We start from the raw sequence: 13,251 nt of genomic DNA on the forward strand, positions 1-13,251 counted from the left end.
TTGCCCCGGGCCGTACCCAGGTAAGCCGCCATGAATGATTTGCAGCTCGACGAATTCAAGCGCGATGAGAACGCCGCGATGGTCTTGCTCGTCGACGACCAGGCGATGATCGGCGAGGCGGTGCGGCGCGGGTTGTCGAATGAAGACAACATCGACTTCCATTTCTGCTCCGACCCACACCAGGCCATCGCCCACGCGGTGCGCATCAAGCCGACCGTGATTCTCCAGGACCTGGTGATGCCCGGCCTCGACGGCCTGAGCCTGGTGCGCGAGTACCGTAACCATCCGGCCACTCGCGATATCCCGATCATTGTCCTGTCCACCAAGGAGGACCCGCTGGTCAAGAGCGCGGCGTTCGCCGCCGGGGCCAACGATTACCTGGTCAAGTTGCCGGACAACATCGAACTGGTGGCGCGCATCCGCTATCACTCGCGTTCCTACATGATGCTGTTGCAGCGCGACGCGGCCTATCGGGCACTGCGGGTCAGCCAGCAGCAACTGCTCGACACCAACCTGGTGCTGCAACGGTTGATGAACTCCGACGGCCTGACCGGGCTGTCCAACCGCCGGCACTTCGACGAGTACCTGGAGCTGGAATGGCGCAGGGCGATGCGCGACCAGAGCCAACTGTCGCTGCTGATGATCGACGTGGATTACTTCAAGGCCTACAACGACAACTTCGGTCACCTGGAGGGCGACGAAGCCTTGCGCAAGGTCGCCACGGCGATCCGCGAGGCGTGCAGCCGACCGTCCGACTTGCCGGCCCGCTACGGTGGCGAGGAATTCGCCCTGGTCCTGCCCGGCACCTCGCCGGGTGGCGCCCGGCTGATGGCCGAGAAACTGCGCCAGAGCGTCGTCGCCCTGAAAATCCCCCACACCACGCCCGACGGCGGCGAGAACCTGACCATCAGCATCGGCGTCTCGACCTTCACCCCCCAGCAGGGTGGCGATAGCCGACAACTGATCTCGGCGGCGGACAAGGGGTTGTACATGGCCAAGCACAATGGGCGTAATCGGGTGGGTATCGAATAACCTTCGGTCGATGATGGACGCTTTTGTGGTGAGGGGATTTATCCCCCGCTGGGCTGCGAAGCGGCCCCCAGAATCGGACCCTGCGGCGCTTCGGACAAAACGCGTCGGCTGCATTTGGGGCTGCTTCGCAGCCCAACGGGGCGGTGCGACGTTTCGCTAAATCCCCTCGCCACAGGGGTGTGCACCAGGCTCGGTCTTGATTTCATTGTCCCTAAAGCCGCCAGGCGGGCTGCCGCTGGCGCTTGATTACGTTATACTCGCCGGCTTTCAAAAGTTCGCCAACGAGTGCTGCCCGCCATGGAAATCAACCCGATCCTTAACACCATCAAGGACCTGTCCGAGCGCTCCGAAACTATTCGGGGGTATCTTTGACTACGATCAAAAGCATGAGCGCCTGACCGAAGTCAATCGCGAGCTTGAAGATCCGAATGTCTGGAACAACCCTTCGTACGCCCAGGAACTGGGCCGCGAGCGCTCTGCGCTGGCGCAGATCGTCGAGACCCTGGACGAGTTGTCCAGTGGCCTGGCCGATTGCCGCGACCTGCTGGACATGGCTGTCGAAGAGAACGATGAGGGCGCGGTCGGCGATGTCGTCGCCGAGCTGACACGCCTCGACGAGAACCTCGCCAAGCTGGAATTCCGTCGCATGTTCAGCGGCGAGATGGACAGGAACAACGCCTACCTGGACATCCAGGCCGGTTCCGGCGGCACCGAAGCCCAGGACTGGGCCAACATCCTGCTGCGCATGTACCTGCGCTGGGCTGACAAACGCGGTTTCGACGCCACCATCATGGAGCTGTCGGCCGGTGAAGTCGCCGGGATCAAGGGCGCCACCGTGCACATCAAGGGCGAATACGCCTTTGGCTGGCTGCGGACCGAGATCGGCGTGCACCGCCTGGTGCGCAAGAGCCCGTTCGACTCCGGCAACCGCCGTCACACCTCGTTCTCGGCCGTGTTCGTCTCGCCGGAAATCGATGACAACATCGAGATCGAGATCAACCCGGCGGACCTGCGCATCGACACCTACCGTTCCTCCGGGGCCGGTGGCCAGCACGTCAACACCACCGACTCGGCCGTACGGATTACCCACGTACCGACCAACACCGTGGTCAGTTGCCAGAACGAGCGCTCCCAGCACGCCAACAAAGACACCGCGATGAAGATGCTGCGGGCCCGCCTGTACGAGCAGGAAGTGCAGAAGCGCAACGCGGCGTCCCAGGCGCTGGAAGACACCAAGTCGGACATCGGCTGGGGTCACCAGATCCGTTCGTACGTGCTCGACGCCTCGCGGATCAAGGACCTGCGCACCAGCATCGAACGCAGCGATTGCGACAAGGTGCTTGACGGCGACATCGACGAATACCTGATCGCCAGCCTCAAACAAGGGCTGTAACGCGACACCCATGCGGCGGGCGAGCACGCTTCCACTCGGAAGCGCGGCTCGTGCGCAAACTCCGGCCCGGGCCGGGGGCAACGAACCTGTGATGGAATCCTTAAAGACATGAGCGACCTAGAACTCGACCCGCAAGCCCTGCAACAGGAAGAAAACTCCCTGATCGCCCTGCGCAAGGAAAAGCTTGCTGCCGAGCGCGCCAAGGGCCAGGCCTTCCCCAACGACTTCCGCCGCGACGCCTACTGCGACGTCTTGCAGAAGCAGTATGCGGACAAGACCAAGGAAGAGCTGGCCGAGGCGGCGATTCCAGTCAAGGTGGCCGGTCGCATCATGCTCAATCGTGGTTCGTTCATGGTAATCCAGGACATGACCGGGCGCATCCAGGTCTACGTCAATCGCAAGACCCTGCCGGAAGAAACCCTGGCTGCCGTCAAGACCTGGGACCTGGGCGACATCATCGCCGCCGAAGGCACCCTGGCCCGTTCCGGCAAGGGCGACCTGTACGTCGAGATGACCAGCGTGCGCCTGCTGACCAAGTCCCTGCGCCCGTTGCCGGACAAGCACCACGGCCTGACCGACACCGAGCAGCGCTACCGCCAGCGCTACGTCGACCTGATCGTCAACGAGGACGTGCGCCAGACGTTCCGTGTGCGCTCGCAAGTCATCGCCCACATCCGCAGCTTCCTGATGAAGCGTGACTTCCTGGAAGTCGAGACGCCGATGCTGCAGACCATCCCCGGCGGCGCGGCGGCCAAGCCGTTCGAAACCCACCACAACGCCCTGGACATGGAAATGTTCCTGCGCATTGCGCCAGAGCTGTACCTCAAGCGCTTGGTGGTCGGTGGCTTCGAGAAAGTGTTCGAGATCAACCGCAACTTCCGTAACGAAGGCGTTTCGACCCGGCACAATCCCGAGTTCACCATGCTCGAGTTCTACCAGGCCTACGCCGACTACGAAGACAACATGGACCTGACCGAGGAACTGTTCCGCGAGCTGGCGCAGCTTGTTCTCGGGACTACCGACGTGCCGTACGGCGACAAGGTGTTCCACTTCGGCGAGCCGTTCGTGCGCCTGTCGGTGTTCGACTCGATCCTCAAGTACAACCCTGAACTGACTGCCGATGACCTGAACGACATCGAAAAGGCTCGCGCCATCGCCAAGAAGGCCGGCGCCAAGGTCCTGGGTTTCGAAGGCCTGGGCAAGCTGCAGGTGATGATTTTCGAAGAGCTGGTCGAGCACAAGCTGGAGCAGCCGCACTTCATCACCCAGTACCCGTTCGAAGTGTCGCCGCTGGCCCGTCGCAACGACGAGAACCCAAGCGTGACCGACCGTTTCGAGCTGTTCATCGGTGGTCGTGAAATCGCCAACGCCTACTCCGAGCTCAACGATGCCGAAGACCAGGCCGAGCGTTTCATGGCCCAGGTGGCTGACAAGGACGCCGGCGACGACGAAGCCATGCATTACGATGCCGACTTCGTGCGCGCCCTGGAGTACGGCATGCCGCCGACCGCTGGCGAAGGCATTGGCATCGATCGCCTGGTGATGTTGTTGACCAACTCACCGTCGATCCGGGATGTGATTCTCTTCCCGCATATGCGGCCTCAAGCGTAAGTGCTGTTACTAAAAAGCCGCCTGGAAGGGCGGCTTTTTATTGCCTGTCTGGTACAAACGTATCAATTGGTTACTTTTTCAAAGAGCGAGGAAGACCTGTCGTGAATCGTGCAATGGCTTCAGAAGGTGCAGCGGGCATCGCCACGGCTGTCGCTGAAAGTGTTCAGTACCAGGGCCGCAAGGCCAGCCGACAGGGCAGTGAGCAGCGTCGCCAGGAGATTCTCGATGCGGCGATGCGCATTGTCGTGCGCGATGGCGTGCGGGCGGTCCGCCACCGCGCGGTGGCTGCCGAAGCGGGCGTACCGCTGTCGGCCACCACGTATTATTTCAAGGACATCGATGACCTGCTCACCGATACCTTCGCCCAATACGTGGAGCGCAGTGCGGCGTTCATGGCCAAGTTGTGGACCAACAAGGAAGGCCTGCTGCGGGAAATGGTCGCCTACGGTGATGGCAGTGCCCAATCCCGATCGCAACTGGCGGACGATATGGCACGGTTGACCGCCGACTACGTGCAGCACCAATTGCATAACCGTCGCGAGTATCTGATGGCCGAACAGGCGTTTCGCCAGGAAGCGCTGCTCAACCCGCGACTGGCGGAATTGGTGCGTTCCCATCAGCAGATCCTGTTGCAGGGCACCTGCCAGATTTTCCAGGTATTGGGCTCCCGCGACCCACAACAGGATGCCAAAGTGTTGACGGCGATTATCGGACGGATGGAATATCAGGGCTTGCTCAATGGCGCCGAGCCGATAGCCGATGAAGATATGCTTGGCATCCTGACCCGCTACATGCACCTGGTATTGGCGTCGGTGTAACCCTTTTTGGGTTACAGCAGCCCCTTGTGGCGAGGGGATTTATCCCCGTTGGGCTGCGAAGCGGCCCCAAAACCAGCCAACTTGGTACATCTGGCTAACTGAGCTGACTACAAGGGGGCTGCTCCGCAGCCCAACGGGGATAAATCCCCTCGCCACAGTTGCCATAGGGAGTTCCAATGAAAGCCTGGCGTGCCGTTGTAATGGCCGTATCGTTGCTGCTGCTCAGCGGCTGCCTGGTGTCGTTCAAGGCGCCATTGCCTGACAACGAAGCCGCGCCCGCGGGCTTGCTCGGGCACTGGACCAGCACCAATGCCTGGGGCGAACCGTTGAACCTGGAGCTGACGCAGGTCGGCAAGCACCGCTACCAGGCCATCAGCTCCAAGCCCCATGAGCGCGAAGCCATTCCCCTGACTGTCTCCCGTCACGGCAGCCGCTGGTACCTGTCGGCCAAGGTGCCGGCCCGCTATGGTGGTCATTACCTGATTGCCGGTTTCGAGTTGACCGATAAACAGGAGCTGGTGATCTACAACCTGGACCTGGAGCAGATCAACCAGGCCATCGGCCAGAAGCGCCTCAGCGGCCAGCCGAACCAGAGCGAGGAGGGCGATGGTGTGTTGGTGGACAGCGACATGAACACGGTTTTCAGCTACCTCGACGACCCGGCCAATTCCGATGTGTTCTCGGAAGCCGTGCGTTACCAGCGGCTGGCCAAATCCCAATAATTGCTAAAAGCGGACGTTTTTTCACAGGAGTTCCGGGTGGACGATTACCAGCAGACGATACGCACCTTGTCCGATCGCATTGTGCTGGCGCAAACGCCGATCCGCATCCTCGATGCGGTGAAGTGGGACGAGAACATCCGCAAGGGGTTTCTCAAGGCCAAGGGCAAGGAAATGCCTGCGGTGGATCGCGACTATTACCTCAACCGGCCGCTGTCCTTCGACTCCAGCAAGGTGAAGCTGGAGTTCCAGAACATCGAGCGCGACATCACCCGCCAACTGGGGCAGTTCAACCCGGTCGGCCAGATCATGCGCCGCATGTGCAAGGAATACCGCATGGTGGTGCGCATGCTCGAAGCGCGTGGCACCGAGGATTTCGGGCTGATCTCCCAGGAGCTCTATGGCGCCGCCTCCGATGCCTTCCACGCCGGCGACCCGACCCTGGCCGACCTGGGCCTGATGCTCTCCGATTACCTGAACAATATCGACGGCCGTGGCGACCTCAAGGACGAGCCGAAAGTCCTCAGCGCCAAGGAAGCCGTCAGCCTGTTGCAACATCGCCTCAACCGGGTGTTCGGCGAAGCCGAGGAAACCATCCGGGTGTTCGAGTCCGATGGCATCGTCGCCGACGCGGCGGCGGGCGCGGACTACATCAAGATCCGCACCGACGCGATGTTCAACGAACGGGACGTGCGGGCGCTGGAGGTCCATGAAGGGCTGGTGCACGTCGGCACCACGCTCAATGGCTTGAACCAGCCGATCTGCACCTTCCTGTCCAAGGGACCGCCGTCATCCACGGTCACCCAGGAAGGCCTGGCGATCCTGATGGAAATCATCACCTTCGCCTCCTACCCGAGCCGCCTGCGCAAACTGACCAACCGCACCCGCGCCATTCACATGGTGGAGGAGGGGGCCGATTTCCTGCAGATATTCGAGTTTTTCCGCGAGCAGGGTTTTGAAATGGCCGAAAGCTACGGCAACGCCAGTCGGGTGTTCCGTGGCTCGGTGCCGACCGGGCTGCCATTCACCAAAGACTTGTCCTACCTCAAGGGCTTCATCATGGTTTACAACTACATTCAGTTGGCCGTGCGCAAAGGCAAGCTGGAACAGGTGCCGCTGCTGTTCTGCGGCAAGACCACCCTGGAGGACATGCGCACGTTGCGCCAGTTGGTGGACGAGGGCCTGGTGGTACCGCCCAAATACCTGCCGGAGCAATTTCGCGACATGAACGCCTTGTCGGCCTGGATGTGTTTTTCCAACTTCCTGAACCACCTGAGCCTGGATCGGATCGAAGCGGATTATTCCAATATTCTTTGAACACAACACCTACCCCTGTGGGAGCGAGCTTGCTCGCGATAGCGTCAGGACAGTCAACACAGCTGTGACTGAACCGCCGCCATCGCGAGCAAGCTCGCTCCCACAAGGGGGTTATGGTTCAACCCTGATCTTGCGAGGTTTCACCGGATGCGAACCCTCGGCATCATTTGCCTATTGTTGGTCCTGAGTGGCTGCAGCTCGCTGCTGTTCTACCCCGAGCGGGGCCTGCCGTTCACCCCGGAGCGAGCCAAGCTCGAATACCGTGACGTGACCCTGGTCACCGCTGACGGCCTCAAGCTCCGTGGCTGGTGGTTGCCCGTCAAACCAGGCGTGGAGGTCAAGGGCACGGTCCTGCATCTGCACGGCAACGGCGGCAACCTGGCTTGGCACCTGGGCGGGAGCTGGTGGTTGCCGGAGCAGGGTTATCAGGTGCTGATGGTCGATTACCGGGGTTACGGGGTGTCCGAAGGCGAGCCGAGCCTGCCGGCGATTTACCAGGACATCGACGCTGCGTTCCAATGGCTCGACCAGTCGCCTGACGTCCAAGGCAAGCCGCTGGTGTTGCTCGGCCAGAGCCTGGGTGGCGCGCTGGCGGTGCATTACCTGGTCGAACATCCCCAGCGGCAACGGCAGCTCAAGGCCCTGGTGCTCGATGGCGTGCCCGCCAGTTACCGCGACGTCGGCCGTTTTGCCTTGAGTACATCCTGGCTGACCTGGCCATTCCAGGTGCCGTTGTCCTGGCTGGTGCCGGACGGTGACAGCGCGATCAGTTCCGTGGCGCAATTGAATGGCGTGCCGAAATTGATCTACCACAGCCTGGACGACCCGATCGTGCCCCTTTCCAACGGCATCCGCTTGTATCAAGCTGCGCCGCCGCCTCGGGTCCTGCAACTGACGCGCGGCGGTCATGTGCAGACCTTCGCCGATCCGACCTGGCGCACCGTGATGCTGCGCTACCTCGACGACCCACTGCATTTTGATGGCCTGCGCCGTCTGGGCGAGGTCCCGAACTACCCGAAATTACCCGCTGAATCACCAGAGAACCCGCAATGAGCGAAGAACGTAACGCCATCCCCCTGATCATCACCGGTATCTGCAGCATCCTCGGCACCGTTGCGGCGCTTTGGTACTACGGCTACCTGCACTTCGCCAAGCCCGAGGACGCGTTGCTGCTCAACCAATTCACCATGCTCAAGACCGTGCCGGGCGAAGACTACAAGGTGTCCCTGGAACCGGCTCCCCAGGTCGCCCAGTGCATCGATGGTGTGCTGGTGTTGTTCGACACCGAGCAAAAAGGCCTGAGCGGTGTGTTGATCAACGAGAAGAAACGCGCGGTGCGCTGCATGGGCCAGGAAACGCCGCAAAAATTGCAGCCATAAGCGAGACCCCTGTGGGAGCGAGCTTGCTCGCGATAGCGGTGGTTCAGCAGCATAAATAGTGCCTGACACTTCGCCATCGCGAGCAAGCTCGCTCCCACAGGGATTGTGTACAGCCAAACCTCTTCGGCCATGAAAAAGCCCCGCCTGATTGAAGTCAGGCGGGGCTTTTTGATTGCACTCAGCCGATCAGTTGGCGCTCATGGTCGAGCGCGGCGCTACTGGCTGGTTGTCGTTGGAGATGGTCACTTCCACGCGACGGTTCATGGCGCGGCCCGAGACGCTGGTGTTGTCGGCCACCGGGAATTCCTTGCCATAGCCCTGGGTCACGATGCGAGCCGGGTCGACGCCCATTTTCACCAGGGCAGTGCGCACGGAGCTGGCGCGGCGCTCGGACAGGGATTGGTTGTAGGAATCCGAACCGGTGCTGTCGGTATAGCCTTCGACGATCACCTTGCGGTCCGGGTTTTCCTGGAGGAACTGCGCCAGTTTGCTCACATTCGTCATGCCGCTGGCGCGCAGGTCGGACTTGTTGGTGGCGAACAGCACGTCGCCGAAGGTCACCAGCGTACCGCGTTCGGTCTGCTTGGCGTTCAGGCTGTCCTGCAACTGCTTGATCTGTGCGTTGCGCGCGTCGAGCAGGGCACGGGCGCGTTCGTCGCCGGCGTTTTTCAGTTCCGCTTCGGCTTTGCGCAGGGCGATGGTCTGCTTGGCCACTTCGACGCGCTGGTTGGTCAGGTAAGCCAGTTGGTCGACCTTGGCTTCGTCTTCCTTGTCCAGGTAAGCCTTGTCAGCCTTGGCCAGGAAGTCCGCCGCGTCCTTGGTTTCCAAGGCCGCCACTTTAGTCGCCGCCGGGTCGGCCTGCAAGCCGTTGTAGTTGGTCCGCGCCTGTTCCAGGTTCGCGTTCGGATCGTGGGAGCAAGCGGCCAGGGCTACGCAGGCAGCGAGCAGGGCGGGCATCATCAAGTGTTTGTGCATCATAGTCTGTCGTCCTTTTATCAATGAGAAGTACGTCGTTGCGTGAACGGTTTACTGGACCTTGTTCATGCCTTCCTGACGCAGTTCCTGAACCCCTTTCTGAGAATCCTTGAGTGCTTGTTCGGCCTTGGCGGCCTGGGCCTTGCGCTCGGCGACGCGGGCATCCCACTCGGCTTGCTCGGCCAGTCGCTTGGCCTCTGCGTAGTTCTTGTCATGCATGGCGATTTCAGCCTGCTTGAGCTTGTCCTGGGCCGATTTCATTTCCACCGCGGCGAATTCGGTACCGCCGGCGCTGACCGCGCTGTTGACCGCCGATTGGGTCACCGCGTACTGCTCCGAAGGTGGATTACCGGCGCAACCGGCGAGAATGAAGCTGCTACCGATCGCCAGGGCAGCCAACTTCAAGCCGCGCAGGCCAGTGGATGAGGGTTTGGCAGTGCAGGTATTCATAGGCTTCAACTCCATTGGAAAACTCCTGAAAAAACGACTAATCCATGCTGGTACCGAAGCCGTGACGTCTGGTTTGGCGCTGGCGCCAAGGCGCGTTTAATTAAACGACCGTTCCAGTATGGTTACTCGGTGTGACCCGAGGCGTTTTTCAAAAGTTCAGCGAAGCTGGCCATTCGCCAAAAGAATTGCTGACTGATCGGTCAGTTGTAGAAAAGCTGAACTTTCAAGGCGTGCAGCGGTATTCCCGGCGCCGGTGAAGAGGCCCGGCGCTGGAACATCGCAACCTGGAAAGTAAGGCGTCAGTGTTTGGATTTGTCGTTCTGCGAGGACAGTTCGTGCAGGTGCCGACGGGACAAGGCGAGGAATCGCGGGGTCGGGCCTACGTCTTCGTACAGCGGATCACCTTCTTCATCGGTGGCGACGACTTGAGAACCCTTGATGTAGGGAAAGCTTGCTTCCAGCTCTTCCAGCGCCGCCCCGATCAACTCGCCCAGCAGCTCCTCGGGCTGGCGCTTGGGGTACATGTCGCAGATCGCTGCCAGGCGTGCGGCGGCCTCCACGTCCAGATGGATCGTGTAGCCGGTCTGTGTCAGGCGGCCCTTGGCGTTTTCTTCCCAATGCTGGGCAAGCTCACGAATTTTCATGATGACCTCAATCAACCTGCTCGTGGCAGGTGCGGTGAGTGACAAGCCGTGGTGTGGCTTACTCATGAGACTAGCTTTGTTGGGCAAGGTTTAAAGTCCCTTCGTCGCTTGTCATAAGCGGCGTGCATCGGCACTCTCTCATCAAGAGCTGTCCGGACTTTTTTGCTGGAGAAATGCTGATGACCGATATCGATGCCCGCTTGCGCGAGGATGTCCACCTGCTCGGCGAACTGCTGGGCAATACCATCCGCGAACAGTACGGGGACACGTTTCTCGACAAGATCGAGCAGATCCGCAAGGGGGCGAAGGCTGACCGGCGCGGGTCCGTGGATGCCGAGCTCAGTGCCAGCCTCAATCAACTGAGCGAGGGTGAGTTGCTGCCGGTGGCGCGTGCGTTCAACCAGTTTCTCAACCTTGCCAACATCGCCGAGCAGTACCAGCTCATCCACCGCCGTGAAGAATCGCAACCGGCGCCTTTCGAGGCCCGGGTGCTGCCCGAGTTGCTCGCCCGGTTGCGGGCCGAAGGCCATGGCGCCGAGGCCCTGGCGCGGCAGTTGGGCCGGCTGGAAATCGAACTGGTCCTCACGGCTCACCCCACCGAAGTGGCTCGCCGTACGCTGATCCAGAAATACGACGCCATCGCCGCGCAACTGGCGGCCCAGGATCACCGCGACCTGACCAGCGCCGAGCGTGCGCAGATCCACGAGCGCCTGCAACGCTTGATCGCCGAAGCCTGGCACACCGAAGAAATCCGCCGCACCCGGCCGACCCCGGTGGACGAGGCCAAGTGGGGGTTCGCGGTGATCGAGCACTCACTGTGGCAGGCCATTCCCAATTACCTGCGCAAGGCCGACCAGGCCTTGCACGCTGCCACCGGGTTGCGTCTGCCCCTGGAGGCCGCGCCGATCCGCTTTGCCTCGTGGATGGGCGGCGACCGTGACGGCAACCCGAACGTCACCGCCGCCGTGACCCGCGAGGTGCTGTTGCTGGCGCGGTGGATGGCGGCGGACCTGTACCTGCGCGACGTCGATCAGCTGGCGGCCGAACTGTCGATGCAACACGCCAGCGAGGCCTTGCGTGCCCAGGCCGGCGACAGCGCCGAACCGTATCGCGCCGTGCTCAAGCAACTGCGCGAACGCCTGCGCGCCACCCGCAACTGGGCCCACGCCTCCTTGAGTGCCGCCACGCCGCCCAGCGCCGACGTGTTACAGCACAACCGCGAGCTGCTGGACCCCCTGGAGCTGTGCTACCACTCGTTGCACGAATGCGGCATGGGCGTGATTGCCGACGGGCCGTTGCTCGATTGCCTGCGCCGGGCGGTGACCTTCGGCCTGTTCCTGGTGCGCCTCGATGTGCGCCAGGACTCGACGCGCCATACCGCCGCCATGACGGAAATCACCGACTACCTGGGCCTGGGTCGTTATGAGGATTGGAACGAGGAGCAGCGCATCAGCTTCTTGCTGGAGGAACTGAACAATCGGCGTCCGCTGCTGCCGGCCCATTTCAAGCCCTCGGCCGACACGGCGGAAGTGTTGGCCACGTGCCGGGAGGTGGCCGCGGCGCCGGCGGCGTCCCTGGGGTCCTACGTGATCTCCATGGCCGGCGCGGCTTCCGATGTCCTCGCCGTGCAACTGCTACTGAAGGACGCTGGCGTGTTGCGGCCGATGCGGGTGGTGCCGCTGTTCGAGACCCTGGCCGACCTGGACAACGCCGGGCCGGTGATTGAGCGACTGTTGCTGCTGCCTGGCTATCGCTCACGGCTGCAAGGCCCCCAGGAAGTGATGATCGGCTATTCCGACTCGGCCAAGGATGCCGGGACCACGGCGGCGGCCTGGGCCCAGTATCGGGCCCAGGAACGCCTCGTGGACATCTGCCGCGAGCAGCAAGTCGAACTGCTGCTGTTCCACGGTCGCGGCGGCACCGTGGGCCGGGGGGGCGGTCCGGCCCACGCGGCGATCCTGTCCCAGCCACCCGGTTCGGTGGCCGGGCGTTTCCGCACCACAGAACAAGGCGAAATGATTCGTTTCAAATTCGGCCTGCCGGACATCGCCGAACAGAACCTCAATCTGTACCTCGCCGCGGTGCTTGAAGCGACGCTGCTGCCTCCGCCGCCGCCCACGCCTCAATGGCGGGGCTTGATGGACGAACTGGCGGCCGATGGCGTCCGCGCCTACCGCGCCGTGGTGCGGGAAAACCCGCAATTTGTCGAGTACTTCCGCCAGTCCACCCCCGAGCAGGAACTGGGGCGCCTGCCCCTGGGCAGCCGTCCGGCCAAGCGTCGGGCCGGCGGTATCGAAAGCCTGCGGGCGATTCCGTGGATCTTCGGCTGGACCCAGACCCGCCTGATGCTGCCGGCCTGGCTCGGCTGGGAAACCGCGCTGGGCAAGGCCTTGGAGCGTGGCGAAGGGGAACTGCTGGGGCAGATGCGCGAGCAATGGCCGTTCTTCCGGACCCGCATCGATATGCTGGAGATGGTGCTGGCCAAGGCCGACGCCGATATCGCGCGCTCTTATGACGAGCGTCTGGTGGAACCCGGGCTGCTGCCTTTGGGTGCGCATTTACGCGACCTATTGTCGCAGGCCTGCTCGGTAGTGCTTGGCTTGACCGGTCAGTCGCAGCTACTGGCACATAGCCCAGCCACGCTGGAATTCATCCGCCTGCGCAACACTTACCTTGACCCGTTGCACTTGCTGCAGGCCGAACTGTTGGCGCGCTCGCGACAGCAGGATGTGGCACAGGGCAGCCCCGTGGAACAGGCGTTGCTGGTGTCTGTGGCGGGGATTGCCGCCGGTTTGCGTAATACCGGCTAAGATCAGGCCGCGCAGCGAAACGGCTCGCCCGGTGTTCCCGGGCGTTGTCCGGTGAGGGCGGGCGCAGGTCGGCCAGGCGACAGTTTGTTGCCCGGTTGCGCCG

12 protein-coding genes are annotated in these 13,251 nt (G+C 62.2%); 9 read left to right on the forward strand and 3 right to left on the reverse strand.

Annotated features, from left to right (window positions below; all coding sequences use genetic code 11):
* Positions 1 to 30 precede the first annotated feature (30 nt).
* The 8 genes from ACMTA2_RS06430 (at position 31) to ACMTA2_RS06465 (ending at position 8,269) form a co-directional block, all read left to right on the forward strand.
* Positions 31 to 1,032, forward strand: a complete 1,002-nt coding sequence (locus ACMTA2_RS06430; RefSeq protein WP_413794175.1) for a diguanylate cyclase domain-containing protein — start codon at positions 31 to 33, stop codon at positions 1,030 to 1,032.
* Between the two features lie 297 nt (positions 1,033 to 1,329).
* A protein-coding gene (gene prfB / locus ACMTA2_RS06435) for a peptide chain release factor 2 (protein WP_413794176.1) occupies positions 1,330 to 2,425 on the forward strand; the annotation gives its coding sequence in 2 pieces (ribosomal slippage) (positions 1,330 to 1,401 and positions 1,403 to 2,425; 1,095 coding nt in all).
* Positions 2,426 to 2,533: 108 nt separating this feature from the next.
* Positions 2,534 to 4,036: a lysine--tRNA ligase gene (gene lysS / locus ACMTA2_RS06440; protein ID WP_092223278.1), complete on the forward strand. Its 1,503-nt coding sequence runs from the start codon at positions 2,534 to 2,536 to the stop codon at positions 4,034 to 4,036.
* Positions 4,037 to 4,137: 101 nt separating this feature from the next.
* On the forward strand, positions 4,138 to 4,854 hold the full coding sequence (locus ACMTA2_RS06445) for a TetR/AcrR family transcriptional regulator (protein ID WP_413794177.1): 717 nt from the start codon (positions 4,138 to 4,140) through the stop codon (positions 4,852 to 4,854).
* 176 nt (positions 4,855 to 5,030) lie between these two features.
* On the forward strand, positions 5,031 to 5,576 hold the full coding sequence (locus ACMTA2_RS06450; RefSeq protein WP_413794178.1) for a hypothetical protein: 546 nt from the start codon (positions 5,031 to 5,033) through the stop codon (positions 5,574 to 5,576).
* 36 nt (positions 5,577 to 5,612) lie between these two features.
* Positions 5,613 to 6,890, forward strand: coding sequence for a flavohemoglobin expression-modulating QEGLA motif protein (locus tag ACMTA2_RS06455; protein WP_063322801.1), 1,278 nt, complete (start codon positions 5,613 to 5,615; stop codon positions 6,888 to 6,890).
* Between the two features lie 147 nt (positions 6,891 to 7,037).
* On the forward strand, positions 7,038 to 7,943 hold the full coding sequence (locus tag ACMTA2_RS06460; protein ID WP_413794179.1) for an alpha/beta hydrolase: 906 nt from the start codon (positions 7,038 to 7,040) through the stop codon (positions 7,941 to 7,943).
* Positions 7,940 to 8,269 (forward strand): PA3694 family proteiin, encoded by a 330-nt coding sequence (locus ACMTA2_RS06465; RefSeq protein ID WP_413794180.1) that lies wholly within the window; start codon positions 7,940 to 7,942, stop codon positions 8,267 to 8,269. The genes ACMTA2_RS06460 and ACMTA2_RS06465 overlap by 4 nt, the downstream gene beginning before the upstream one ends.
* A 186-nt stretch (positions 8,270 to 8,455) precedes the next feature.
* Here the strand turns inward: ACMTA2_RS06465 and lptF are convergent, their stop codons facing one another.
* The 3 genes from lptF to ACMTA2_RS06480 form a co-directional block, all read right to left on the reverse strand.
* Positions 8,456 to 9,244, reverse strand: a complete 789-nt coding sequence (gene lptF / locus ACMTA2_RS06470) for a lipotoxin F family OmpA-related lipoprotein LptF (protein ID WP_413795602.1) — start codon at positions 9,242 to 9,244, stop codon at positions 8,456 to 8,458.
* A 51-nt stretch (positions 9,245 to 9,295) separates the two neighbouring features.
* Positions 9,296 to 9,709, reverse strand: coding sequence for a DUF4398 domain-containing protein (locus tag ACMTA2_RS06475; RefSeq protein ID WP_109753680.1), 414 nt, complete (start codon positions 9,707 to 9,709; stop codon positions 9,296 to 9,298).
* Positions 9,710 to 9,993: 284 nt separating this feature from the next.
* Complete coding sequence (locus ACMTA2_RS06480; protein WP_003198166.1) at positions 9,994 to 10,338, reverse strand: hypothetical protein; 345 nt, start codon at positions 10,336 to 10,338, stop codon at positions 9,994 to 9,996.
* A 179-nt stretch (positions 10,339 to 10,517) separates the two neighbouring features.
* Here ACMTA2_RS06480 and ppc point away from each other — a divergent pair, with 179 nt between their 5' ends.
* Positions 10,518 to 13,148: a phosphoenolpyruvate carboxylase gene (gene ppc / locus ACMTA2_RS06485; RefSeq protein ID WP_413794181.1), complete on the forward strand. Its 2,631-nt coding sequence runs from the start codon at positions 10,518 to 10,520 to the stop codon at positions 13,146 to 13,148.
* Positions 13,149 to 13,251: the final 103 nt, after the last annotated feature.

The sequence above is a fragment of the Pseudomonas medicaginis genome (assembly GCF_965119365.1).
Classification (GTDB): domain Bacteria; phylum Pseudomonadota; class Gammaproteobacteria; order Pseudomonadales; family Pseudomonadaceae; genus Aquipseudomonas.